We start from the raw sequence: 25,931 nt of genomic DNA on the forward strand, positions 1-25,931 counted from the left end.
GAATGTTTTGTAGGTTGGCGCTGAGCGCAGCGAAGCCCAACAAACGGGATATATGACTTCCCAAATAAGATGAATTTTGACCATATAAAATCAAAAAACGAATTTAGCTTTCTCGGTAAACGTTGGGCTTCACTTCGTTTAGCACCAACCTACGAGATTTAGCCCAACATACGGGATGAACGCAACGAAGTCCAATATACGAGATAAGTATCGAGAGATTTAGATAAAACCGTAATGATAGAGTGGTATTAAAAGAGATCCAGCAGGCTCACCTAGCAATAATGAGGTGGCCCCCAAACTTCAGCACAATAAATTTAGACAGTACCCCCCTAATAATTAATGAAACAAGGTTTATTACAACTTTAATAATAACAAGGCTATCGCATGAAACTAAAAGAATTGAATCTTGGCTCTATAGATGCTAAAAATGAACTTCTAACTGACACCCCAGAAGAAAGAGAGCGTTTTATATCAGCGTTTGTTGTCCCACCTAGTTTGGATATTAACAAATATATATCCGGCTCTAGGTACTTCGTCACGGGATTAAAAGGAACTGGTAAAACTGCATTACTAAGATACATTTCTATTTGCATCGAGGAAAATACTCAAATTGGAGCTCATTTTATATTATTTAAGTCTCAATTAAATGAAGATATGCGTAAAGATTTTACTCGGGCAGGTAGAGAGTCTACTGTTGAAACGAACACAAATGATTTCCCTAGCGATGATTATGAGTCTGTGTGGCGCTGGTTTATTTATAGAAAGATATTATCTATATGCGGGAGTGGTGATTTTGAATTGTTTCAAAAAAACCATGAGTATGAGATTTTTTCATCTCTAATTCTTAGTCCTATTGAAGAACAATCAAGAAGCATAAAAAACTTAATCCCCAAATTAAAAAAGGGAAATATAGAGATAAGCAAAGATCCTAAAATATTGTTCGACTTCGAATGGGATAGCAGTGGTAAGACACAATTACAATTTAATAAATTAGTTGAAAAAGCAGATGATGCGTTTGAAGCATTACTACCAGGACACGATAGAGTAAACCTTTTTTTTGATGAACTGGAACTAAATAATAATACAAAAAAACAGTACGAGAGAGACTCTAAACTAATTAGAGATCTTATTGTTACTATAGAAAAAATAAATGCTAGCTTTAAAAAACGTGGCATTAGCATTACCTTATATGCAGCAATCCGTTCAGAAGTGCAAAATTCTGTAAGAGCATTAGGTAAAGAAATAAATAAATCCCTCGGGGATTTTGGCACTGAGATTGTTTGGAGTCGTGCCGGTATCGATCTAAACAAACAACCACTACTTAATGTAATAACCAAGAGACTACATAGTAATATAATACCACCTACTGAATATAAAGAATCTCATGCAGAGGAAGTGTGGAATAAATTCTTCACAACTAGCATTCAAGGTAGGGATATAAGGGAATATATATTGCACAATTCATGGTATAGACCAAGGGATATCGTTAGACTTCTCAAAATAGCTCAAGATCAACATCCTGAGGAAGAATCATTTAAACATCATGTTTTTGACTCTATCAGGAAAAAATATTCTGAACAAAGCTGGATTGAAATAACTGAAGAACTTAAGACGAAATATAAAGACAATGAGATAGAGGCAATAAAAAGACTTTTATATGGATTCAAACAGTACTTCAGTTTTGTTGAGCTACGAGAGAGGGCAGAAACACAGTCAGAATTGTACATGGAAGTATCTGACTTCCTAAAACAAAGAAAAGTACAAGAAGTTTTATCTGATCTATACCGTGTTGGCGTAATCGGTAATTACAAGGAAAAACAGTTTAGGTTCTCATTTCGAGGTGATGATGAAATTTTATTAGAGCAACAATGTTTTGTTCATCATGCATTAAAAGCGCATCTATCAATTCAATAAACTATCAATGTAAATACTGTGATCACCTGATATCAGCAAAAATCCCCCATTACCGGGGGATTTTTATTTCTATCGGTTATCTCGACACAGCAGTTAGCCCACCAAAAACGCCCTTAACCGGGCAAACTCTGCTGGCAAATTAACGGAGAGCAGCGGCAGCTCGGCGTGTTTGGCCAGCGGGCCGGGCAGCGGCACATCGAGATTGAGGATCTCGTCTACCGACTCCTTGAACTTGGCGGGATGGGCGGTGCAGAGGAAGACCCCTACCTCGTCCTCGGCCAGCTGTTCCCCCAGCAGATCCCAGGCAATGGCGCCGTGGGGTTCGCACAGATAATCCAGCTGATGCAGCCGTTTCAGCGCATCACGAGTCTGGGTATCGTCACGCATGCCGGAGCCCAGGGTCTCCAGCGCCCAGCCCTTGCGACGGCAGAGCTCTTCTACTCGCGGCCAGTTGTTGGGGCGGCTGACATCCATGGCATTCGACAGGGTTGCCACTGTCTGGTGCGGCTCCCATTGACCGGTTTTCAGATAGCGCGGCACGGTGTCGTTGGCGTTGGTGGCGGCGATAAAGCGCTTCACCGGCAGCCCCAGCGCCTTGGCGATAAGACCTGCGGTGAGATTGCCAAAGTTGCCGGACGGCACGCTGATGACCGCCTTGGCGCGATCGGCTTTCGGCAACTGGGCCACCGCCTCGAAGTAGTAGCAAACCTGCGCCAGCAGACGGCTGATATTGATGGAGTTGGCGGAGTTGAGGCCAATGGCCTTTTTCAGCGCTTCGTCATCAAAGGCCTGTTTTACCAGCGCCTGACAGGCATCGAAGTCGCCGTCGATGGCGATGGTGCGAATATTGCCGCCGAGGGTGCAGAAGAGCTTCTCCTGCAGCGGGCTTATCTTGCCCTTGGGATAGAGGATCACCACCTCGATCCCCTCCAGCCCGTAGAAGGCGTGGGCCACGGCGGCACCAGTGTCGCCGGAGGTGGCGGTGAGGATAGTAATTTTGTCGTTGGTTCTAAAGGCGGCGAGGCACTGGGCCATAAAGCGACCGCCGAAGTCCTTGAACGCCAGAGTCGGGCCGTGGAACAGCTCAAGGGCATAGGTGCCATCTTTCAATTTCACCAGCGGCGCCGGGAAGGTGAAGGCGGCGTTAATCAGCTCGCTCACCTTGGCTGCGGGCACTTCATCCCCCAGCAGGTGGCTCAGGATGCGGGCAGAGCGTTCGGCCAGCGGCAGATCCAGCAGGGCATCCACATCGGCGAGCGGTTCGAGTTGTTCGGGGAAGAAGAGCCCCTGTTCGCGACCCAAGCCCTGACGCACCGCCTGCGCGAAGCTCACCTGTTCGCTGTTGTCCTTGATGTTGTAGAGATTCATAGCTCGCTTCCTGTTACCCGTGCCCCGGCCATGTCCAGTTTGCAGACCCGGGCAAATCCATCTTCGTTCTGCACGAAATGTGCTTCCATCCAATCCTTCATCCGCTCGGCCTGCGCCAGCTCCTTCATCACCACAAACACGGTGGGGCCGGAGCCGGAGATGCCGGTGGCCAGCGCCCCGTTCTGGGCCGCCTGCGCCCGCACCTCGGCAAAGCCCTCGATCAGCGCCGCGCGGTAGGGCTCGGCAATCACGTCTTTTAGCACGCTCGCCGCCAGCGGCTCCTGCCTGGTGTAGCTGGCGTGGACAAAGGCAGCCAGACGGCGGCCATAGGTGAGGCAATCCTGACGGCGATATTGGGCCGGCAGAATGGCTCGGGCCGCGGCGGTGGAGACCACAGTGCCCGGGTAGCAGACCACCCAGTACCACTCGTCAAACACCGGAATGCCCTGGCTGATAACCCCCGCCTCCTCCACCACCAGCTGCATGCCACCGAGATAACAGGGGGCCACGTTGTCGTAGTGAACGGAGCCGGAGATGCGCCCCTCCATCTCCCCCATCAGCAGCAGCAGGGCGTGCTCGTCGAGCGGCTCGCCGTGAAAGGCGTTGAGCCCTTCCAGCGCCGCCACCACGCTACAGGCGCTGGAACCCAGACCCGAGCCGACCGGCAGGTTCTTCTCCAGCACCATCTCGAGCGGCTTGAGGCCAAGGCCGCGCTTCTCCAGCGCCTCGCCATAGGCCACCCAGCAGTCGAACAGGATATTCTTTTTCGGATCGTCCGGCAGCTTGTGGGCGTAGCGGCCCACGGCGGAGAGGGCGAACGGCACGTCAGCCGCTTTTACCTGCACCCGATCGCCGAGCAGAGAGCCATCCACGGGGGCGAGCGCCGCCCCCAGTACATCGAATCCCACGCTCAGGTTGGCGCTGGAGGCGGGTGCGTAGGCGACCACACTTCTGTCATTACCCATGGCGCCTTCCGTTATATAAGAGGGGTACATGTCTGAACTCATGCTTATAGCTCCTGCTTCCAGTTCTGGGTGCGCAGCACGTCGGCAAAGACGCCCGCCGCAGTCACTTCGGTACCGGCGCCATAGCCGCGCAGCACCAGCGGGATCGGCTGGTAGTAGGTGGAGAAGAAGGCGAGCGCGTTCTCCCCGTCTTTGACCTTGAACAGCGGCTCGTCGCCACCGACCGCCTTGATGGCCACCTTGCACTTGCCACCCTCGATAGAGCCCACATAGCGCAGCACCTTGCCTTCACGCTGGGCCGCGGCGAACTGGTCGCGGAACCAGCCGTCCGCTTCGGGCAGACGGGCCATAAAGGCTTCTACATCGCCGCTCACATCAAAGCCGGGTGGCAGCGCCTGCTCGACTTCCACATCGGAGAGCTCCAGCGCCATGCCAGCCTCACGAGCCAGAATGAGCAGCTTGCGCGCCACATCCATGCCGTTGAGATCGTCGCGGGGATCCGGCTCGGTAAAGCCGTTGCTGCGAGCAATCTTGGTGGCTTCAGAGAAGGCCATCCCCTCGTCCAGCTTGCCGAAGATAAAGGAGAGGGAGCCGGACAGAATGCCGTCGAAGGCACGCAGCTTGTCACCGGCCTTGATGAGGTTCTGCAGGTTCTCGATAACCGGCAGACCAGCCCCCACGTTGGTTTCATAGAGGAACTTGCGGCGAGTCTGGCGGGCGGTGCGGCGCAGCGCCTTGTAGTAATCGAGCGAACCGGTGTTGGCCTTCTTGTTCGGGGTGACCACATGGAAACCGGCGGCGAGGAAGTCGGCATACTGGACGGCCACCGCCTCGGAGGAGGTGCAGTCAACGATCACCGGGTTGATGATGTGGCTATCTTCCACCAGCTTTTTCACCCCTTCCAGCGAGAAGCTGTCGCGGGCTTCCACCAGCTGTTCACGCCAGTTGGCGAGGTTCAGACCATCCTTGTTGACCGCCATCTGGCGGCTGTTGGCGATGCCGACCACGCGAAGGCCAGTGCCCTGCTCGGCCAGTACCGGCTGCTGGCGGGCAATCTGATCCACCAGCGCGGCGCCGACGCCACCGACCCCGACCACAAAGAGATCGATAAACTGCTGACTGCCAAAGAAGTTCTGGTGACACGCCTTGATGGCTTCCGCCACCTTGCGATCCCGCACCACCGCCGAGATGGAGCGCTCGCTCGACCCCTGTGCAATGGCGACGATGTTGATGGAGGCTTGCGCCAGCGAGGTGAAGAAGCGGGCTGCCATCCCCTTGCTGGTGCGCATGCCGTCACCGATCAGGGAGATGATCGCCAGATCGCTGATGATATCCAGCGGCTCCAGCAGCTGGTTTTTGAATTCGAGCTCGAACTCGCGCTCCAGCACCTTGCGGGTCTTCTCGCTGTCGTAGCTGTGGATACAGAAGCTGACGCTGTACTCGGAAGATGACTGGGTGATCAGCACGATACTGACCCCGGCGCGGGAGACGGCTGAGAAGATGCGACCGGCCATGCCGACCATCCCCTTCATGCCGGGGCCGGAGACGTTGAACATGCACATGCCGGAGAGATCCGAGATGGCCTTCACTTTCAGGTCATCGTCGCCGCTCTCGGGGCCGATCAGGGTGCCCGGCCCTTGCGGGTTGAAGCTGTTCTTGATGAGGCAGGGAATATGGAACTGGGCCACCGGCGCGATGGTTTTCGGGTGCAGCACCTTGGCGCCGAAGTAGGAGAGCTCCATCGCCTCCTTGTAGGAGAGGGTTTTCAGCAGGTAGGCATCCGGCACCAGACGGGGGTCGCAGCTGTAGCAGCCCTCGACGTCAGTCCAGATCTCGCAGCACTCGGCATCGACACAGGCGGCCAGCACGGCAGCGGAGTAGTCGGAGCCGTTACGGCCCAGCAGCACGGTCTCGCCCTTGTCGCTGCCACCGGTAAAGCCCGGCATCAGGTAAAGACAGTCGCTACGCAGCCCCTTGGCGGCAAAGCGCAGGCGGGAGGCTTCGATATCGACGTGGGCTTCCAGATAGCCGCCGTCGGTGACCAGCAGCTCTTCCGGTACGATCAGCTCCAGATCCAGACCGCGTACCCGCAGCAGCTCGTGCATAAAGGCGATGGAGAGGTTCTCGCCACGGCTCAGAATGCGCGCCTGCACGTTGTCCGGGCAGAGGCCCAGCAGACGGATGCCTTGCATCAGCCGCTCCACCTGATCCAGCTCGGCGGTGAGACGGGCCAGCAGCGCCTTGTCATCGAGCGCCGGATAGGCCGCCTTCAACCCGGCCAGCAGGCGGGAGAAGATGCCGTTGACTTCAAACAGGGTGGAACTGGCATCCATGCCGCGACTGGTCTGCTCCACCAGCGCCACCAGATGATTGGTCACCTTGGCAGGTGCAGAGAGCACCAGGGCTACCTGAGATTGGCCGTGGGTGTTGACCGCGATATCGGCCACCCGTAAAAAACGCTCTGCATCGGCCAGTGAAGACCCGCCAAATTTCAACACTCTCATCGCTTTCTCTCCCTGTAAATCTATGAAATTCAATCTAAAAACCAGTCCAACAAAAAGGCCCGTACTGGGTGGGTACGGGCCTTTTTTGATTTCTGTGCTTGTTCGTCAGCGCATCAACCGGCCCCAGTGCCACCTGTGGTGGTACCGGTAATAATGGTGGTGGTGATGACGTTGGTGAATAACTGCATGACGAACACTCGTTGACGAAGCTGGCTTTTAGCAATACCGCGGCGGGCGATGGGCTGTCAACTTAAACCTCTTTGCCAAGTTTGCGCGCAAGGTCTTTGCAGAGCAGGTGGAGCATGTTCAGATCCCGCTGCGGCAGCATGGGTACCCGGTCCATCACCCATTGATGTAGTTTTTCATCCTGCGAAACTCCGAGTTCACCCAGCAATTCTGCTGTTTTGCTTTTCAACACACGAACCTGCCCGGCGTTATCAAAATTTTCTGCTACCGCAGTGGCGCCGTCGGCGTTCAGCTCATCCATAAGCTGACTCATCTCGTAGGCGTAGAGCATGATCGCCTGCCCCAGATTGAGAGACGGGTAGCTCACCTTGAGGGGCAGATAGCTGATGAGATCGACCTCGGCCAGCTGCTCGTTGGAGAGCCCCGACTCCTCGCAGCCAAAGACGATGGCCACCTTGTTGAGTGAAGGCTTGCTGCGGATCTGCTCGCGGATCTCCCCCGGGGTGAGGTAGTGCTGGTAGCGACCGCGCTCACGGGCGGTGGTGGCAATCACCAGATCCATGTCGGCCAGCGCCTCGGGCAGGGTATCGAACGCCTCGGCCTGAGTCAGGATCTCCTGGGCGCCGTGGGCCACCCAGCTCGCCTCCTCCTCTTCGTGTACCCGACTAGCCACCAGTCGCATGGCATCGAATCCCATGGTTTTCATGGCGCGGGCAGCCGCCCCCACGTTCGCAGGTCGGGCAGGTGCCACCAGGACAAAATAGAGCTTCATCGGGTTTCCTCACAGGCCGGACGGCCTCTCAAACAGACAGCAAACAGTCGCTAAACCATCACCAAAACAGGGGCGCAATCTACCGTTTATCCCCGAAAATTGCCACTTGAACAGACGTTTGAATGTTGCGATAGTGGCCTGACGTGTGAACAAATTACACCCAATCCTTCGCGCTATCGGCCCGACAGATCACAAGGAAGAGAGAGATGCAGCAGCCATTGGAACAGGCCGTCGCCGAGACTATCTTGCAACGCTTCGAGTCGTTTTACAGCCGGTTTCTCGAGATAACCCAGGGCAGCAAGAGCCGCTTCGAGAACAGTGACTGGCTGGGGGTGCAGCTCGCCGGACGGGAGCGTATTCGCCTCTATGACCACCATGTGGGGGCCACCGCCAGCTCCATCCGCCAGATGATGGGGGAGCACCACGCCACTCAGGAGCTGCTCAAACGGGTCAAAAGCGCTTTCAGCGATCTGCTGCCCCGTTGTGACAACTTCGAGGTGGCGGAGTCCTTCTTCAACTCCGTCTATCGGCGGATCTTTCGCCATCGCAATATCCGCGACGAAAACCTCTATATCCACCCCTTTGTCAGCCGTGGCGAAAAACCGGACTTGAGCGCCCTGCTGCGGGTCTATCGCACCGATCTCGCCCACTTGCCGCAGACCCTGAGCCAGCTTTTGGGGGATTACAGCTTCACCCTCCCCTACGAGGACAAGCAGCGAGATATTGTCGACATCCACCGCCATCTTGCGGAGAACGGCCCGCAAATCCTCCATGATGAGCCGTTTGCCATCGAGCTGCTCAAAGAGGTGTTCTACCGCAACAAGGGGGCCTATCTGGTGGGGCTGATCCGGGCCCGGGATCAGGTCTTCCCCTTTATCCTGCCCCTGCTCAGCACCGGCCACAGCATCTATGTGGATACCGTCATCTTCGAGCCAGATCTCGCCTCCATCGTCTTTGGCTTCGCCCGTGCCTACTTCATGGTTTATGCCCGCGAACCGGCACTGTTTGTCGCCTTCCTGCGCCAGATCATGCCCCACAAGCCCGATTACGAGATCTACAACGCCATCGGCTGCCAAAAACATGGCAAGACCGAGCTCTATCGCCACTACCGCCACCATCTGGCACAGAGTCGGGATCAGTTCATCATCGCCCCCGGCATCAAGGGGATGGTGATGAGCGTGTTCACCCTCCCCTCCTACGATGTGGTGTTCAAGGTGATAAAAGACGAGTTCACTCCCCCGAAGGATGTGAGCCACGAGCAGGTGAAGGCAAAATACCGACTGGTTAAACAGCACGACCGGGTTGGCCGGATGGCCGATACCCAGGAGTTCACCAACTTCGAGTTTCCGCTGGATCGCATCTCGCCGGAGCTCCTTGCCGAGCTCAAGACGGTGGCACCCTCGGCGCTCACCATCAGCGACGACAAGCTGGTGATCAAGCACCTCTACACCGAGCGCAAGATGATCCCCCTCAACCTCTATCTGGACAAGGCAGACGAGCAGCAGACCCGGCTCGCGCTGGAGGAGTACGGCAACGCCATCAAGCAGCTGGCGGCGGCCAACATTTTCCCGGGGGACATGCTGTTCAAGAACTTCGGCGTCACCCGTCACGGCCGGGTGGTCTTCTACGACTACGACGAGATCTGCTACATGACGGAGTGCAACTTCCGCCAGATCCCGCCGCCGCGCTACCCCGAGGATGAGTGGAGCGCCGAGCCCTGGTACTCGGTGGCCCCCAACGACATCTTCCCCGAGGAATTCGCCACCTTCCTGCTGCAAAAGCCGCAGGTGCGGGAGATCATGTTGCAACTGCACAAGGAGATGTTCGACGCCAACTACTGGAAGATGCTGCAGAGCAACATCAAGGTGGGGGTGTTCGAGGATGTCTATCCCTACCGGCGCAAGAAGCGCTTCAAATACCAGCGCGGCGGCTGATCCCGCTGGCCCAGCGCAAATGGCAGCAACGAAAACGGGGTGGCCCAAGCCACCCCGTTTTGCTATCCGCTTTGCGTCTTAACTGCCGCGACGGCGGATCACCCCCTCCTGCATGGTGCTCGCCACCAGCACCCCGTCACGGGTGAAGAACTGGCCGCGCACCAGACCGCGACCACTGCTGGCGCTCGGGCTGTCTACCACGTAGAGCAGCCAGTCGTCGAAGCGGAAATCCCGGTGGAACCACATGGAGTGGTCGATGGTGGCCACCTGCATGTCCGGCTCCCAGTACGACACCCCGTGCGGCTGCAGCGAGGTGAGCAGGAAGTTGAAGTCGGAGGCGTAGGCCAGCAGGTATTTGTGCACCCGCAGATCGTCCGGCATCTGGCCGTTGGCCTTGAACCAGACGTGGCGCACCGGATCCTGCACCGTCGGCCGAATAGGGTCGACTAGGGTCACCGGGCGCATCTCGATGGGCTGCTCGCAGAGGATCTTGTCCCGCAGGGAGGCCGGGATCAGGTTCTCGTAGGGGCGCACCAGCTCCAGCTCGCTCTTGAGCTCTTCCGGCGGGGTGATGCCGGTCGGCATCTGCGCCTGATGCTCGAAGCCATCGGCCGGCACCTGAAACGAGGCGTTGAGATAGAAGATGGGCTTGCCGCCCTGAATCGCCTTGACCCGGCGAGTGGAGACGGTCTGACCGTCACGGATATTCTCCACGTCATAGACGATGGGACGGGTCACATCCCCCGGACGCAGGAAGTAGGAGTGAAAACTGTGAACCTGACGGCCGGTCTCGACCGTCTGCTTGGCGGCTGACAAGGCCTGCCCCATTACCTGTCCGCCAAACACGGCCCGCAGACCGAGATCCTGGCTCTGGCCCCGAAACAGGCCCTCCTCGATTTTTTCCAGCGCCAGCAACGCCAGCAGCTCATCAAGTACCTTGCTCATTGTTCACTCCTATATCAGAGCCGCACAGGCTAACAATAGCTGATCCGGGGCGCAATCTTTTGGCTGGCAATCAAGGATTTCCGGATAGAAGAAAGGAGGCTCGATAGCCTCCAGTCTTCTATTCAACCAGACACGATAATGGTCAGTTATTTGAGAAAAATGCCTTGGTTATACCCATTTCCAATCCCCTCACTTCAGCCAGCCCTTTAAGACGACCAATACATGAGTATCCGGGATTTGTTTTCTTATTCAGATCATCAATCATCTGATGACCATGATCAGGTCGCATGGGGATAAGTCTATTATCACCATCTTTCAGTCGCCGTTGCTCTTCACGTACAATTTCCAACACTACATTATACATGTCGACATCACCATCAAGGTGAGCCGCTTCATGGAATGTCTTCGGATTATCTTCCCGCTTGGTTGAACGCAAATGGGTGAAGTAAATACGATTCCCGTAACGTTTTATCATATCAACCAGGTCATTATCCCCACGCACACCATAAGAGCCGGTACACATGGTAATACCATTGGCCTGACTGGGAATCCGGTTAACCAACCAAGCGATATCATCAATGGTAGAGACAATTCGCGGTAACCCCAGGATCGGGCGGGGAGGATCATCCGGATGGACAGCCAAACGGACGCCAGACTCTTCACAAACAGGGATTATTTCATCGAGAAAATAGGCCAGGTGCTCTCGCAAACGCTCTTTGTCGATATCCTTGTATTTATCCAGCTGAGCCTGGAATGCTTCCAGAGTATAACCCTCTTCAGCACCAGGTAAGCCGGCAATGATATTCCGGGTCAGTGTCTCTATTTGCTCCGGGCTCATTTCATTAAAGTAGCTGAATGCCTGTTGCTGCTCTTCCGGTGAGTATTCGTGCAAGGCACCCGGGCGCTTGAGGATGTAGAGCTCAAAGGCGGCAAACGCAATATGGTCAAAACGCAGGGCTCGGGAACCGTCCGGCATCTCGTATTCCAGATCGGTTCGGGTCCAGTCCAGTACGGGCATGAAGTTATAGCAAATCGTGTCGATGCCACATGCAGCCAGATTACGGATCGACTCTTTATAGTTGTCTATCCATTGCTGATACTGGCCAGAATGTGTCTTGATCTCTTCATGTACAGGTACACTTTCAACTACCGACCAGGTTAAACCTTTTTCTTCAATTAATGCTTTGCGAGCGAGTATCTCGTCTTTATTCCAGATCTGACCATTTGGTATATGATGCAGGGCAGTCACAATACCAGTTGCCCCCGCCTGTTTGATATCATTCAAGGTTACCGGGTCATTAGGCCCATACCAGCGCCATGTTTGTTCCATTACTACCTCTTGGTTTAAATTCGTTCGCTAACTTGAAAATCTGACTGGATAAGAGCCAAACAAAAATCCGTCAAACTCGGGAGCATCAACATCTGACAACTCCATCAATCGCTGTTTGACATTCTCTAAATGGGTCCACATCGCCAGTTTGGCTGCCGCAGGATCTTTTTTTTGCATTGCAGACAAGATTGCAACATGGTCATTCAACCACTCTTTGCGATATTCAGTAGTGGCAATCCGGTCATGCAAATGCTGCCACATCGGGTTATTTTCTCGACTAACCCAAGACTGGCGCCACAATGCCACCAGCATGTTGTTATGAGTCGCTTCGGCTATTGCCAGGTGAAAATTCATATCACCCTCTTCACCCTCACCACTCTCGACATCACGACGCTCAGCCTCCAGGGCTGCGCGCATTTTTTGTATATCTGACGGAGTCACCTGAATGGCGGCAAACTCTGCGATATTGCTCTCCAGCAATTGCCGGGCTTGCAGCAGTTCAAAAGGTCCCATCACGGTATCATTCGGGCTGAAATTTGGCTCGGAAGGGATCGCAATGACATAAATACCGGACCCCTTCTTCACTTCTACAAAACCTTCAATCTCGAGCATGATGAGAGCCTCTCTCACCACAGAGCGCCCCACTCCCACCTGTTCAGCAATGTCGCGCTCAGGAGGAAGACGGGAGCCCAAGGCGTACTTGCCTGAAGCCAACTCTTCCTTGATAAACTCACCAACTTCACGATATTGACGCTTTACTTCAACACTCATGGCTTGCTCTCAAATTGGTAGCGTAGTTTTCCAAAATGGTAAGCAACCAACAACAATTGGTCAACCAAAGTAATCATGATATCCAGTATCAACACCTTGGTGACCCTCTGACATGCTTATGAGAGCGTTGTTGCAGCCTTCTCCATGTGAAGATGAGTCAACCTCTGGGCTGCCGGCTCTTTTAGCAATACCCACAGCACAACGGCACCCACCAAGTCAAAGACACTGAGGCTAATGAAGAAAGGCCCATAACCAATAATTGCCACCAAGGCCCCCATCACCAGAGTGAACGATAGCTGGCCAATCCAGGCTGCCGAACCCGCAAGGCCAACGACTGTCGCCACTTCATTCTTTTTGAAAAGGTCTGCCGACATGGTAATAACCACGGTTGACAACGTCTGGTGAGCAAATCCACCGATACTCATCAAGGCAATCGCCACGTAGGGATCCTTAATAATACTGACAAAGCCAATTGCCAACATAAGTATCGCACCAATGGTGAAAGTAGCTCGCCGCGCATTCAGTGTTGTCATATTAAGTTTTTCCATGAAAAACTTTGCAATAAATCCACCCGCAATACATCCGAAATCAGCAGCAAGAAATGGTAACCAGGCAAACATGGCAATTTCTTTAAGAGGAAGATGCATAACCGAAGTCAAGTATAGAGGCATCCAAAAACTGAGCGTTCCCCAAGCTGGATCTGCTAGAAACCTTGCTATTGCCAAGCCCCAAAAATTACGCTGTTTGATAATTTCTTTTATTTCAGGCTTACCCTCATTGGCTGTGAGATGTTTCTCTTGCCCCTCTTCTATATATGTCAGCTCGTTCTGGGAAATCCATTTATGTTTTCTGGGGGAGCGATATACAAGAAACCAGGTGATCGCAAAGAGGATCCCCACACCTCCGGTGATTATGAATGCCATTTCAGTGCCTAACCCACTGCTTTCAAAGGTTAGCATTGCCCAGACTACCAACGGAGGAGCAAGCATGGCTCCGACTGAGGTACCAGCGTTAAACAATCCACCGGCAATGCCACGCTCCTTGGCTGGAAACCATTCGGCACTAGCCTTCATCCCTGCTGGAATAGCCGCAGCCTCCGTCAACCCCATGCCGCCACGCAATACCGCCAAACTAATCCAGCCGCCAGCAAATGCATGCGCCATATTAAATAGAGACCAAGCGACTGCAAAAATAAAAAAGCCTACTTTCAAACCAATCATATCGATTATATAACCAGCAATCGGCTGTGCAATTGTGTAACATATCTGAAATGCACTTACGATCCATGAATATTCTTTTTCTGTAAAATTCAGCTCACTCATTACTTGAGGTGCGGCAACACTCAATGAGCTGCGGGATAAATAGTTAACTATTGTGCCAAGACAAACCAAGGCGATGATATACCACCTCAAGTTTTTAACTTTGATGCTCATAATGAATCCTTCAACCACCAATTTAAATGAGTCAGGCCACATCAAGGCATATTGACTACTGCGATGTGCGGCCATCATCTTGAGGTAACAGCCATAGATCAACCAACTTAACTCATTTGGTTGATCTCGATCTCAAAAAAAGATCTATTTGGTCAACCAAAATAGACTTATGGCTGACCTGGAGATAGCATGCAGAGGCTGATATCCCAGTTACCCATACAAGTCATGTCACGACACGCAACGGTTGGCTGACGCCTGTGGCGCCAACCAGCGACTCTGGTGATGTGCAAAAATTTATAAATCGAGGCAAGAAAAGATGAAGAACAAGCTGAGTGAATTGATGTTGAGCCCCTATCCGCGAGCAGCACTGCGAAACCGGATAGTTCATATCGGCTTCGGCGCGTTTCATCGAGCCCACCAAGCCTTGATTACCCATGAGACGCTCGCAGCTGGCGGAGGTGACTGGGGGATCTGTGAGGTCAACCTGTTCGGTGGTGAGGAGCTGATCCGATCGCTCAGAGCACAAGACCACCTCTACACCGTGCTGGAGAAGGGTGCCGAGAGCGTACAGCCCAAAGTGATTGGTTCTGTGGTGGAGTCACTGCACCCCACCTTTGACGGCATGTCCGCCATTCTCGAGAAGATGGCAGAACCGCAAGTCGCCATTGTATCGATGACGATCACTGAAAAAGGCTATTGCGCAGACCCTGCCACCGGGCAGTTCAACCCGCAGAATCCGTTGATCCAGCACGACTTGCAGCACCCTGATGCCCCCACTTCCGCCATCGGCTGCATCGTTGCCGCCCTGCGCCTGCGCAAAGATCGTGGCCTCCCTCCCTTTACAGTCATGTCTTGCGACAACGTGCAGGAAAATGGTCACGTTGCACGTCAGTCCATTCTGGGATTTGCCGAACTGCTCGATGGAGAGCTGGCATCCTGGATCCGTGAGCAGGTCACCTTCCCTTGCACCATGGTCGACCGCATCGTACCTGCAGCTACCCAGGAGACGCTGGCAGAGATTGAGCAAGCCATCGGTGTTTATGACCCCTGTGGCATCGCCTGCGAGCCATTCCGGCAATGGGTAATTGAAGATAATTTCGTCAACGGCCGCCCCGACTGGGCTCTGGCTGGTGCCGAATTTGTCAGCAATGTCGTGCCCTTTGAAGAGATGAAATTGCGCATGCTGAACGGCAGCCACTCATTTCTCGCCTATCTCGGCTACCTCGGCGGTTATGCCCATATCGCAGACACCATGACGAACCCGGCCTATCGCCAGGCTGCACTTGCCCTGATGCTCAATGAACAGGCGCCAACCCTGAACATGCCTGTTGGAACTGATCTCGAGGACTATGCCCAACAACTGATCGCCCGTTTCACCAACCCCTCGCTCAAACACCAGACCTGGCAAATCGCCATGGATGGCAGTCAAAAGCTGCCACAACGCATGGTCGACTCCGTCCTCTTCCATCTGAAGAACGGCAGTGATTACCGACATCTGGCATTGGGCATCGCCGGATGGATGCGTTATGTCAGCGGTGAGGGAGAAAACGGTGAGGTGATCGATGTCAGGGATCCCCTGCTACCTCACTTCCAGGCGATCTATGCAGAGCACGGCCTCAGTTGCAACGTGGTCAAACCGTTGCTGGCCATTGAGGCCATCTTTGGCCCGGAACTGCCGCAACAGGGTGCTTTTGTCGATGCGGTCACTCGGACCTATCAAGGACTGCTTGACCACGGTGCCCGTCACTGCGTCGCTGCGCTCTAATCACCATATCTGGCAATGACAGGGCCAAGGGAGAAATGAATATGAAGTCTTTCCTGTGTAAGGATTTTCTGTTGAACAGCGATGCGGCACGTCATCTCTACCATGACTATGCCGCTGATATGCCTATCTATGACTACCACTGCCATCTCAATCCACAAGAGATAGCGGAAGATCGCCGATTCGATGATCTGGGCCAGATCTGGCTGGAGGGGGACCATTACAAATGGCGAGCCATGCGCAGCGCCGGTATCCCGGAGGCTCTGATCACCGGAAAAAACAGCAGCAGTCGTGACAAGTTCAATGCGTGGGCACAGACAGTCCCGCAAACGCTGGGTAACCCTCTCTATCACTGGACCCATCTAGAACTGCGCCGCCCCTTCGGTCTGGAGGGTATCACCCTGGCGCCAAACACCGCCGACAAGGTATGGGATCACTGCAACGAACTGCTCGCCACCCCGGCCTTCTCCGCCCGCGGGTTGATGCAGCAGATGAATGTCCGCATGGTCGGTACCACAGATGATCCGGTGGATTCACTTATCTATCATCGCCAGATTGCCGAGGACCCCGGTTTTGCTATCGAGGTGCTCCCCAGCTGGCGCCCCGACAAGGTATTCAAGATCGAGCAAGCCGGTTTTGCTGACTACATTGGGACATTGGGTGCCGCCGCCGATGTCGACATTACTACCTTTGCCGACTTGCTAACTGCGCTGGAACGGCGCCTTGAACACTTCGCCCGACATGGTTGCCGGGCAGCGGATCACGGTATCGAAGTGGTGCGTTATGCACCAGTTCCCTCCGATGCGACCCTGACTCAACTGCTCCAGCGCCGACTGGCCGGAGAGGTGCTGGACGAATCGCAGACTGCAGCCTTCTCCACTGCCGTTCAGGTATGGCTCGGCCGTCAATACGCCAAGCGAGGCTGGGTGATGCAGTTGCATCTGGGCGCTCAACGTAATAACAACAGCCGCATGTTCACTCTGCTTGGCGCAGACTGTGGCTTTGATTCTATCGGAGACAAGCCGTTTGCCTGGGAGCTTGCTCATCTGCTGGATGAGATGGATCAAACCGATGAGCTGCCCAAGACCATCCTCTATTGCCTTAACCCTCGTGATAACGAGGTGCTGGCAACCATGGCGGGCAACTTCCAGGGGGGAGGCATTGCAGGCAAGATCCAGTTCGGCTCAGGCTGGTGGTTCAACGATCAGAAAGATGGTATGCAGCGCCAGCTGGAGCAGCTCTCTCAACTCGGCCTGCTCAGCCAGTTTGTCGGCATGTTGACCGACTCCCGCAGCTTCCTCTCCTACACTCGCCACGAATATTTCCGCCGCATTTTGTGCGACATGGTGGGGCGCTGGATTGAGCAGGGCGAAATCCCCAGTGATCTGCAGCTGTCCGGGAAAATGATCCAGGATATCTGCTATCACAATGCAGCCCGCTACTTTCAACTGCCAGGAGCCCGAGGATGAAACGGATTGCCCTGCTCGGGGAGTGCATGATTGAGTTCAATGGCACGCCTTTTGGCGACATGCAGCAATCATTCGGGGGCGATACCCTCAATACCGCCATCTATCTCGCGCGTGCCTCCCAACGCACCGATATTCAGGTGAGTTATCTGACCGCCATGGGCCAGGATCCTCTCAGCCAGCAAATCATCGCGCGCTGGCAACAGGCCGGGATCGACACCAGCGCGGTGCTCATCGACCAACAGCGCCATCCCGGCCTCTATCTTATCCAGCTTGATGAGCACGGCGAGCGCACCTTCCTCTACTGGCGCAACGATTCGGCTGCCCGTTACCTGATGCAGCATCCGCAGTTGCCACAGCTCAAGCAGGCCGTCAGCGACGTGGATGCGCTCTATCTCAGCGGTATTTCGCTGGCGATCCTGCCCGCGGCAGATCGGCAGGCGCTGCTGCTGTGGCTGGCTGAACTGCACCGGGCGGACGTGGCGATCATCTTTGACAGCAACTATCGCCCCGCCCTGTGGCAGAGTCCGGCCGACGCCCGGGCCTGTTACCAGCAACTGCTGGCCATCACCGCGCTGGCCCTGGTCACCGACGACGATGAGCAGGCCCTGTGGGGGGACGAGGATGTGACCCGGACCCTGCAGCGCCTCAAGGCGGCCGGGGTGCAGCAGGCGGTGGTCAAACAGGGGGCGGCTGGCTGCTGTTACCAGGCCCTGCAAACCGGGGAACCTGCCATCACTATCCCTACCCAAGCGGTCAGCAAGGTGGTGGATACCACCTCGGCCGGTGACTCCTTCAATGCCGGTTTTCTGGCTGGCTACCTGCAAGGACGGGCGATCGACGAGTGCGCCCGCATGGGCCACCGACTGGCGGGGATCGTCATTCAGCACAAGGGGGCAATTATTCCGGAAAGTGCCACCCGCAGTGTCACCGACAGCTTCATCAAACCGGCATCACACTAAACGAGGTCAACCAAATGTCATCCATTACTGAACAACTGCAAGCCCTGAAAGTGATCCCGGTGATCGCCATCGAGCAGGCTGAAGATATCATTCCACTGGGGGCGGCGCTGGCCAATAACGGTCTGCCGGTTGCCGAGATCACCTTCCGCTCCGCTGCCGCGGTCGAAGCTATCCGGTTGCTGCGCAAGGCATATCCAGAGATGCTGATTGGCGCAGGCACCGTGCTCAACCGCGAGCAGGTGATCGCAGCCAAAGAGGCAGGGGCCACCTTTATCGTCTCCCCCGGCTTTAACCCGAACACCGTCAAGGCCTGTCAGGAGCTGAACATCCCGATCATCCCTGGAGTCAATAATCCCAGCACCATTGAAGCGGCGCTGGAGATGGGGCTGACGACGCTGAAGTTCTTCCCGGCCGAAGCATCAGGTGGTAGCGCGATGATCAAGGCGCTGCTGGCACCTTATACCCAGATCACGCTGATGCCCACCGGCGGGATCTCGACTCACAATATCAATGAATATCTGGCGATCCCGCGGGTCATTGCGTGTGGTGGTTCCTGGATGGTCGACAAGAAACTGATCGCAGAGAAACAGTGGGAAGAGATCGGCCGACTCACTCGTGAAGCAGTGGCACAGGTCCAATAATATTGCCGCCAGGCAACGCGCTGACAAAAAAGGCCCGCACCATCTGGTGCGGGCCTTTGCTTGGCCGACTGCGCACTTGAACAGCGTGCAGTACGCAACGGGTTGTCGGCTTACTTGCTGCCGGTACCGGAGTTGCGGGTAGAGGCTTGCGGCTTGCGACGGGCGGTGGTGGCGCGAGCGCGGGGCTCTTTGCCCTGCATCTCTTTGTGACGCTGCACGGCGCGACGGATCTGGGCGGCCTGCTTGTGGCGGCTGGTTTTGCCATCTTGCTGCAGATCGACCTTGGATTCGGTCTCCGGCGGCAGGTTGACCAGACCGCGCAGGTAGTTCACTTCCGGCAGTTTCAGCTCTTGCCAGCCGCCGCGCGGGATGCCGCGGTCCAGCTTGACGTCGCCGTAACGGATCCGCATCAGGCGGCTCACCTGCACTTCCTGGGATTCCCACAGGCGGCGCACTTCACGGTTGCGACCTTCAGTCAGGGTGACGTTGAACCACTGGTTCAGACCCTCACCGCCAGCCGGTTTGATCTTGTTGAACTTGGCGGTGCCATCTTCCAGCTGCACGCCCTTGCGCAGACGCTGCAGCATGGCTTCGGTGATCTCGCCAAAGACACGCACCGCGTATTCCCGCTCCACTTCGTGGCTCGGGTGCATCAGACGGTTGGCCAGCTCACCGTCGGTGGTGAACAGCAGCAGACCGGAGGTGTTGACGTCGAGGCGGCCGACCGCGATCCAGCGGGCACCTTCCATCTTGGGCAGACGATCAAACACGGTGGGACGACCTTCCGGATCGTGACGGGTACACATCTCCCCTTCCGGCTTGTGGTAAGCCAGTACGCGGCAGATCACTTCCTCTGCGGCACGGGTCTTGACCTGGTGACCATCCACCCGGATCACGGCGTTCACTTCGACGCGATCCCCCAGCGTGGCGACCTTGCCATCCACACTGACCCGACCTGCGGTGATCAGGGCCTCCATCTCACGACGGGAGCCGTGACCCGCGCGGGCCAACACTTTTTGCAGTTTTTCACTCATCGGGGTTACCTGATTGTTGATCGCTGCCCACTGGTAAAAGGGGCAACGGGGTTAACTGTAACAAACGCCGGTAGGAGCACTCGCCACAGTTGAAAAATGTATATCTCGGTGACATCGGCACGCTTGGGCGCCATTCACCGGGCATCGTTCTCCCCGTCCACCGCAGAGGGCAACAGGGGTTGCAGCTCAGGATCCAGCTCGGGGAGCTGCTCCAGACTCTGCAGATTAAAGTAATCCAGAAACTCTCTGGTGGTGGCGAGCAGCTCGGGGCGACCCGCCACCTCTTTGTGGCCGATGCTGCGCACCCAGCCACGCTCTTTCAGGGTATTCACTATCTGGCTCGACACCGCCACCCCGCGGATCGCTTCGATCTCGGCCCGGGTGATGGGCTGGCGATAGGCGATCAGGGTCAGCGTCTCCATCACGGCGCGCGAATAACGGGGCGCCCGCTCGCTCCAGAGCCGCGAGAGCTCCTCGGCATACTCCTGACGCGCCTGAAAGCGCCAGCCGGAGGCGACCTCTTTGAGCTCGACGCCCCGCGTACTGTAATCTTGCCTGATCTCGGCCAACAGCAGCTGAACATAGCGACTGGTCACCGGATAATCCGCCAGCACGCTGCTTTTCAGTTCGCTGACATTGAGCGGGCGACCGGCCACAAACAGCGCTGCTTCGATCAGGGTCTTGAGTCGTTCAGTGGGCAGCGCCACGGTTGCCCTCCTCGCTCTGCTCGGCCAATGCGAAATGGATTGGGCCAAGGGGTTCTGCCTGCAGGATCCAGATCAGTTGCTCCTTGCACAGCTCCAGCAGGGCCAGAAACGTCACCAGTACCCCCATGCGCCCCTCTTCGGCGCGCAGCACCTGCTCAAGGCGCAGGGTCTGCCCCAACGTGAGCATGGCAAGGATCTCCGCCATGCGCACCCGGGTCGGGATCTGTTCGCGGCGGATCTGGTGATGTTCGAAATGAGTCGCGCGTTTTACCACACTTTGCATGTAAAGGGCGAGCTCAACCAGCGAAACATCGGGCGCCAGCGGCTTGAGATCGCCAAAATCGGGGGGCAAGGCGGTGGCGATATAAATCTCCCGCTCCACCCGTGGCAGCTCATTGACCCTCTCTGCACCTACCTTGTAACGCTCGTACTCCTGCAGGCGGCGGATCAGGGTCACCCGCGGGTCTTCCCCCTCCTCTTCATCCTCCAGCTCCGGCGCCTTGGGCAGCAGCAGGCGGGATTTTATCTCCGCCAGCCAGGCCGCCATCAGCAGATATTCGGCCGCCAGCTCAAGGTTGAGTCCCTGCATCAGCTCCACGTACTCCATGTACTGGGCGGTGATCTGCAGGATCGGCAGGTTGAGAATATCGAGCTGCTGACGCCGGATCAGATAGAGCAGCAGATCCAGCGGCCCCTCGAAGGTATCGAGGAACACCTCCAGCGCATCGGGCGGGATGAACAGATCCTGGGGCAGCTCGTGATAGGGCTGCCCCAGGACTTTCGCGATGGGTAGCGCGGCGCCAGATCCCGTCTCGGCGGAAGGGACTGTCACCGGTTCAGCGACATCACTCAAACGGAGTCGGGTCTCCGGCACCGCGACGACGCAATACCGGCTCGTCGTCAGAGAAATCGACCACTGTGGTGGGCTGCTCGCCCAGATAACCGCCGTTGACCACCAGATCGATCTGCTTGCCCAGCTTGTCGAAGATCTCTTCCGGATCGAACTCGGCCATCTCGGAGTACGGCAGGATCAATGTGGTGGAGAGCAGCGGCTCGCCGAGTGCTTCCAAGAGCGCCTGGGCAATCTTGTTGTCCGGCACCCGGATGCCGATGCTTTTCTTCTTCTCGTTCATCAGGCGGCGCGGCACCTCTTTGGTCGCCTTGAAGATGAAGGTGTAGGCGCCCGGGGTGTTGTTCTTGATCAGGCGAAACGCGCTGTTGTCGACCTTGGCGTAGGTGGAGATCTCGGAGAGATCGCGGCACACCAGGGTGAAGTCGTGGTTGGCGTCGAGGCGACGGATGCGGCAGATGCGCTCCAGCGCGCCCTTGTCACCCATCTGGCAACCCAGCGCATAGCCTGAGTCGGTCGGATAGACGATAACGCCGCCGTTCTGGATGATCTGTACCGCCTGACCGATCAGTCGGGCCTGGGGGTTTTCCGGATGTACGTAAAAATGCTGACTCATAGCTTGTTCTCGCAATGGGGGCAGCAATACCTGCCCGCTCGTATGGTCACGGGCCAAAGACCCATGACACTACCTTAACCTGTTTGTGGCTGCTTCGCTGGCGCCGTTGCCGACTCGCCAGCTGCTCGGCGTGTTGCTCGGTGGTGAGCCCAAAGTGACCGGGATAGGCAAGCCACACTATGGGAATCCCCTCTTGCCCGGCTTGTTCCCTATTTCGCTGGCGCCGTTACCGGCTCGCCAGCAGCTCTGCATGTTGCTCAGTGGTGAGCCCAAAGTGACCGGGATAGGCCAACCAGACGGGCATCCCCTCTTTGGGCAGCCAGAGGTGGCGGCCCAGCTCGGTCCAGTTGGAGGGGAAGTGAAAATCCGATCCCACCGAGATATAGAGGTCGTGATCCTTGGCCCACTGGCCCAGATTGGCCCGCTCCTGCGGGCTCTGCTGGGGCAATGACACCTCCATGGCATCCCCACCGGCCGCCTTGAAGGCCACCAACAGCCGCTTGATCCACTTGGCGGTGAGATCGTAACGGCTGGGGTGGGCCAGCACCGCCAGCCCACCGGCGGCGTGAATGGCGGCGATGGCTTCACTCATCTCGGGCCACTCGGCCGGGGCATACCCTTTATTGCCACGGCTCAGGTACTTTTTGAATACCTTCTGCATATTGTCGGCCACTCCGCGCGCCACCAGCACCCGGGCAAAGTGGGCGCGGGTCACGGCGGCGTCACCGGCGAGCGCCTTGGCCTCTTCATAGGTGCCGGGGATGAGGCACTTCTCCAGACGACGCCCGATTTCCAGCGCACGCGCTTCGCGACGGGCCAGCTGACCGGCCAGAAAATCCAACAGCTGCGGATTTTTTTCATCCACCCCTAGCGCCACGATATGGATCTCGTGATGCTCCCAGCCGGTGGAGATCTCGACCCCGCTCACCAGTCGCAGCGGCAGTTGCTCGGCGTCGATGGTGCGGCGCACCTCATCAAGCCCGGCAAGGGTGTCGTGGTCAGTAACTGCTAACACCTCGACCTGTTTTTCGGCGGCGCGGCGCACCAGTTCGGCTGGGCTCAGCACCCCGTCGGAGGCAGTGGTATGGCAGTGAAGATCGAATCTCATCAGGTTATTCCGCTCTCGTGGTCAGGTCACCATTCATGGCAAATCGGTGAAAGAAGGCTAAAAAGCGACTTGACTTGGCCGCGGCTTTATCGTTTTCTGTAGGCACTTCATTGCAAACATCTTTTTACAGGACTTTATCATGCAAACGACTTCCATCCTGACCATCTGGTGGTGGCACACTCCCTGACATGCGGGCGTGTGGTCGTTGCTGTACCTGTAATCTGACAGCAAATTAAGAACCCAAAGAAAAAGCCCGCTGACCCCAGCGGGCTTTTTTATTATCCGGCAAATGGACCTGTGATGAAACCGAGAATTCAGACAAGCAAGCTAACCTGGCGATGGCGCCCCTGAACCAGCCACCCCGGACCAATTAAATTTTCAAGGAATTCAATGTCATGAACATCGGTAACACGCATCACACGCAAGGGAACGCACTATGACAGCCACACATCGCCTTCCTCTGGGTGAATTCGATACCCTCAAGCTCAACGCCCCCTATGTGGCCGATCCGCTGGCGCTCTATACCCGCCTCTGTCAGGGCCGCCCCAACAACCTGCTGCTGGAATCGGTGGAGATCGACTCCAAGGCAGGCAAACAGAGCCTGCTGCTGGTGGATGCCTGCCTGCGCATCGAGTGCCGTGGCCGCACCGTGCGGGTTCGCAGCCTGAACGACAACGGCGCCCAGTTGCAGAGCCTGCTGGCCGAGCGGCTGCCTGCGGTGGTGGCTCGTTCGCTGGTAGATGGCGAGCTACAACTCGACTTCCCGGCCTCCGATCGGGAGCAGGATGAAGACAGCCGCCTCAAGGGGAGCAGCGTGCTGGACGTGCTGCGCACCCTGCAGCGGGAGCTTGATTGCCAGCTCGGCAAAGAGGCACTGTTTATGGCGGGCAGCTTTGCCTACGACCTGATCGCCTCTTTTGAAGATCTGCCCGAAGTGCCACAGGGGAGCAACGACTGCCCCGACTACTGCTTCTATGTGGCCGAAACCCTGATCACCATCGATCATATCGAACGCACCACTCAACTGCTGGCCTGCATCTTTGGCGGCGACAGCGACGAAAGCCAGGTGGAAGACAGATACACCCGCCTGACCGAACGGCTCACCGACTTCAAACAGATTTGCCAGCAACCTCTAAGCGCCGAGCTGACCACCCAGCCCCTGACCGGTGGCATGAGCGTGGACAAGAGCGACAAACAGTTCTGCGCCGAGGTGGAGAAACTCAAGGGCTTTATCCGCCGTGGCGACATCTTCCAGGTGGTGCCGTCCCGCTGCTTCTCCCTGCCCTGCCCAAGCCCCCTGGCCGCCTATCGCCGCCTCAAGCAGACCAACCCCAGCCCCTACATGTTCTACGTGCAGGATGAGGGCTTCACCCTGTTTGGCGCCTCCCCCGAGAGCGCGGTGAAATTCTGCGCCGCCAGCCGCGATGTGGAGATGTACCCCATCGCCGGTACCCGCCGCCGCGGTTTCAACCCGGATGGCAGCATCAACCGGGATCTCGACGGCCGCATCGAGCTGGAGCTGCGTCAGGACGAGAAAGAGGTGGCCGAGCACCTGATGCTGGTGGATCTGGGCCGCAACGACATCGCCCGCATCTCGGAACCGGGTACCCGTTACGTCAAGGAGCTGCTGAAAGTGGATCGCTACAGCCACGTGATGCACCTGGTCTCAAAGGTTGTCGGCACCTTGCGCTCTGATCTTGACGCCCTGCACGCCTATCAGGCCTGCATGAACATGGGCACCCTCACAGGCGCGCCGAAGATCCGCGCCAGCGAGCTTATTCGCATGGTGGAAGGCAAGCGCCGCGGCAGCTACGGCGGCGCGGTCGGCTACATCAACGGCGCTGGTGAGATGGATACCTGCATCGTCATTCGCTCTGCTTTCGTGAAAGATGGCGTGGCCCATGTGCAGGCCGGTGCCGGGGTGGTCTATGACTCCAAACCCCAAGCCGAAGCGGACGAAACCCGCGCCAAGGCGGCCGCCGTGCTGGCCGCCATCGCCGCCAGCCATGGCACCTCCCTGCAAGCCCTGAGCGCCCAGCAGGAGCAACATAAGGACGTGAGCCATGACTAATATCTTCCTGCTCGACAACTTCGATTCATTTACCTACAACCTCGTCGATCAGTTCCGCTCCCTCGGTTATCCGGTGCGGATCTACCGCAACAGCCTGCCGGCGAGCCGCATCATGAGCGAGATCGCCGCCTGCGAAGGGGACGCCGTGCTGGTGCTCTCGCCGGGCCCGGGCGCCCCCCACGAGGCGGGTTGCCTGATTGACCTCATCAAGCTGGCCCGTGGTCAGGTGCCCATCCTCGGTATCTGTCTCGGCCATCAGGCCCTGTGCGAAGCCTACGGCGGCACCGTCGGTGCGGCAGGCGAGATTGTCCACGGCAAGCGGTCCCTGATTGAGCACAACGGCCATGGTGCCTTCGCCGGTCTGCCGAGCCCGCTGCCGGTGGCCCGCTACCACTCACTGGTCGCCACCTATGTACCGGAAGAGCTGACGGTGATTGCCCACTATCAGGGCATGCCCATGGCCATCGAGCAGCAGGATGAGCGGGTGCTGGGCTTCCAGTTCCACCCGGAATCCATCATGACTTCGGAAGGGGCCCGCCTGCTGACCCAGGCGCTCGCCCATATCACCCGTCCAGAAAGCAGCGTGCGTTAA

General features: G+C 56.5%; 21 protein-coding genes. 8 read left to right on the forward strand and 13 right to left on the reverse strand.

Going from position 1 to position 25,931, the window contains the following annotated elements:
- Positions 1-384: 384 nt before the first annotated feature.
- Entirely contained in the window at positions 385-1,914 is a 1,530-nt protein-coding gene (locus tag G5221_RS04330) for a P-loop ATPase, Sll1717 family (protein ID WP_421262886.1), read from the forward strand.
- A gap of 93 nt (positions 1,915-2,007) precedes the next feature.
- Here the strand turns inward: G5221_RS04330 and thrC are convergent, their stop codons facing one another.
- From thrC to G5221_RS04350, 4 genes are all read right to left on the reverse strand, one after another.
- On the reverse strand, positions 2,008-3,282 hold the full coding sequence (thrC, locus tag G5221_RS04335) for a threonine synthase (RefSeq protein WP_421262887.1): 1,275 nt from the start codon (positions 3,280-3,282) through the stop codon (positions 2,008-2,010).
- The gene (gene thrB / locus G5221_RS04340; protein WP_421262888.1) at positions 3,279-4,289 is read right to left on the reverse strand and encodes a homoserine kinase; all 1,011 of its coding nucleotides are present in this window, start codon (positions 4,287-4,289) and stop codon (positions 3,279-3,281) included. The genes thrC and thrB overlap by 4 nt, the downstream gene beginning before the upstream one ends.
- A gap of 2 nt (positions 4,290-4,291) precedes the next feature.
- Positions 4,292-6,751, reverse strand: a complete 2,460-nt coding sequence (gene thrA, locus G5221_RS04345; RefSeq protein WP_019445660.1) for a bifunctional aspartate kinase/homoserine dehydrogenase I — start codon at positions 6,749-6,751, stop codon at positions 4,292-4,294.
- A gap of 250 nt (positions 6,752-7,001) precedes the next feature.
- A complete protein-coding gene (locus tag G5221_RS04350) occupies positions 7,002-7,709 on the reverse strand; it encodes a tRNA/rRNA methyltransferase (RefSeq protein WP_075115679.1) in 708 nt (235 codons plus the stop codon).
- Positions 7,710-7,915: 206 nt separating this feature from the next.
- On the opposite strand from G5221_RS04350, the gene aceK reads away from it, so the two are divergent.
- Positions 7,916-9,643: a bifunctional isocitrate dehydrogenase kinase/phosphatase gene (aceK, locus tag G5221_RS04355; protein WP_139495654.1), complete on the forward strand. Its 1,728-nt coding sequence runs from the start codon at positions 7,916-7,918 to the stop codon at positions 9,641-9,643.
- A 78-nt stretch (positions 9,644-9,721) separates the two neighbouring features.
- Here the strand turns inward: aceK and tesB are convergent, their stop codons facing one another.
- From tesB to G5221_RS04375, 4 genes are all read right to left on the reverse strand, one after another.
- On the reverse strand, positions 9,722-10,588 hold the full coding sequence (gene tesB / locus G5221_RS04360; RefSeq protein WP_005338122.1) for an acyl-CoA thioesterase II: 867 nt from the start codon (positions 10,586-10,588) through the stop codon (positions 9,722-9,724).
- 142 nt (positions 10,589-10,730) lie between these two features.
- Positions 10,731-11,918, reverse strand: coding sequence for a mannonate dehydratase (uxuA, locus tag G5221_RS04365; RefSeq protein WP_216978363.1), 1,188 nt, complete (start codon positions 11,916-11,918; stop codon positions 10,731-10,733).
- 27 nt (positions 11,919-11,945) lie between these two features.
- Positions 11,946-12,689, reverse strand: coding sequence for an FCD domain-containing protein (locus G5221_RS04370; protein WP_005347333.1), 744 nt, complete (start codon positions 12,687-12,689; stop codon positions 11,946-11,948).
- 116 nt (positions 12,690-12,805) lie between these two features.
- Positions 12,806-14,122 (reverse strand): MFS transporter, encoded by a 1,317-nt coding sequence (locus G5221_RS04375; RefSeq protein ID WP_005347334.1) that lies wholly within the window; start codon positions 14,120-14,122, stop codon positions 12,806-12,808.
- 316 nt (positions 14,123-14,438) lie between these two features.
- Between G5221_RS04375 and G5221_RS04380 the strand changes: the two genes are divergently transcribed.
- The 4 genes from G5221_RS04380 to G5221_RS04395 are packed head-to-tail and all read left to right on the forward strand — an operon-like array spanning position 14,439 to position 18,953.
- Positions 14,439-15,887, forward strand: coding sequence for a fructuronate reductase (locus G5221_RS04380; protein WP_421262889.1), 1,449 nt, complete (start codon positions 14,439-14,441; stop codon positions 15,885-15,887).
- 41 nt (positions 15,888-15,928) lie between these two features.
- Positions 15,929-17,353, forward strand: a complete 1,425-nt coding sequence (gene uxaC, locus G5221_RS04385) for a glucuronate isomerase (protein ID WP_421262890.1) — start codon at positions 15,929-15,931, stop codon at positions 17,351-17,353.
- Positions 17,350-18,312, forward strand: coding sequence for a sugar kinase (locus G5221_RS04390; protein WP_421262891.1), 963 nt, complete (start codon positions 17,350-17,352; stop codon positions 18,310-18,312). The genes uxaC and G5221_RS04390 overlap by 4 nt, the downstream gene beginning before the upstream one ends.
- Positions 18,313-18,326: 14 nt before the next feature.
- Positions 18,327-18,953: a bifunctional 4-hydroxy-2-oxoglutarate aldolase/2-dehydro-3-deoxy-phosphogluconate aldolase gene (locus G5221_RS04395; RefSeq protein WP_005347342.1), complete on the forward strand. Its 627-nt coding sequence runs from the start codon at positions 18,327-18,329 to the stop codon at positions 18,951-18,953.
- A 110-nt stretch (positions 18,954-19,063) separates the two neighbouring features.
- Here the strand turns inward: G5221_RS04395 and rluB are convergent, their stop codons facing one another.
- From rluB to rnm, 5 genes are all read right to left on the reverse strand, one after another.
- Positions 19,064-19,987 (reverse strand): 23S rRNA pseudouridine(2605) synthase RluB, encoded by a 924-nt coding sequence (rluB, locus tag G5221_RS04400; protein ID WP_005347347.1) that lies wholly within the window; start codon positions 19,985-19,987, stop codon positions 19,064-19,066.
- 134 nt (positions 19,988-20,121) lie between these two features.
- Positions 20,122-20,694 (reverse strand): SMC-Scp complex subunit ScpB, encoded by a 573-nt coding sequence (gene scpB, locus G5221_RS04405; protein ID WP_376869669.1) that lies wholly within the window; start codon positions 20,692-20,694, stop codon positions 20,122-20,124.
- On the reverse strand, positions 20,678-21,547 hold the full coding sequence (locus G5221_RS04410) for a segregation and condensation protein A (RefSeq protein ID WP_421262892.1): 870 nt from the start codon (positions 21,545-21,547) through the stop codon (positions 20,678-20,680). Before G5221_RS04410 ends, scpB begins: the two co-directional genes overlap by 17 nt.
- On the reverse strand, positions 21,540-22,160 hold the full coding sequence (locus G5221_RS04415) for an L-threonylcarbamoyladenylate synthase (RefSeq protein WP_421262893.1): 621 nt from the start codon (positions 22,158-22,160) through the stop codon (positions 21,540-21,542). Before G5221_RS04415 ends, G5221_RS04410 begins: the two co-directional genes overlap by 8 nt.
- Before the next feature lie 226 nt (positions 22,161-22,386).
- Positions 22,387-23,268 (reverse strand): RNase RNM, encoded by an 882-nt coding sequence (gene rnm, locus G5221_RS04420; RefSeq protein WP_160880717.1) that lies wholly within the window; start codon positions 23,266-23,268, stop codon positions 22,387-22,389.
- Between the two features lie 436 nt (positions 23,269-23,704).
- On the opposite strand from rnm, the gene G5221_RS04425 reads away from it, so the two are divergent.
- Positions 23,705-25,339, forward strand: coding sequence for an anthranilate synthase component 1 (locus tag G5221_RS04425; protein ID WP_421262894.1), 1,635 nt, complete (start codon positions 23,705-23,707; stop codon positions 25,337-25,339).
- Positions 25,332-25,931 carry an aminodeoxychorismate/anthranilate synthase component II gene (locus tag G5221_RS04430; protein WP_005359135.1) on the forward strand — a complete coding sequence of 200 codons (600 nt, stop codon included), beginning with the start codon at positions 25,332-25,334 and terminating at the stop codon, positions 25,929-25,931. The genes G5221_RS04425 and G5221_RS04430 overlap by 8 nt, the downstream gene beginning before the upstream one ends.

This window comes from Aeromonas sp. 602200 (assembly GCF_049173895.1).
Taxonomy (GTDB): Bacteria; Pseudomonadota; Gammaproteobacteria; order Enterobacterales; family Aeromonadaceae; genus Aeromonas; species Aeromonas veronii_A.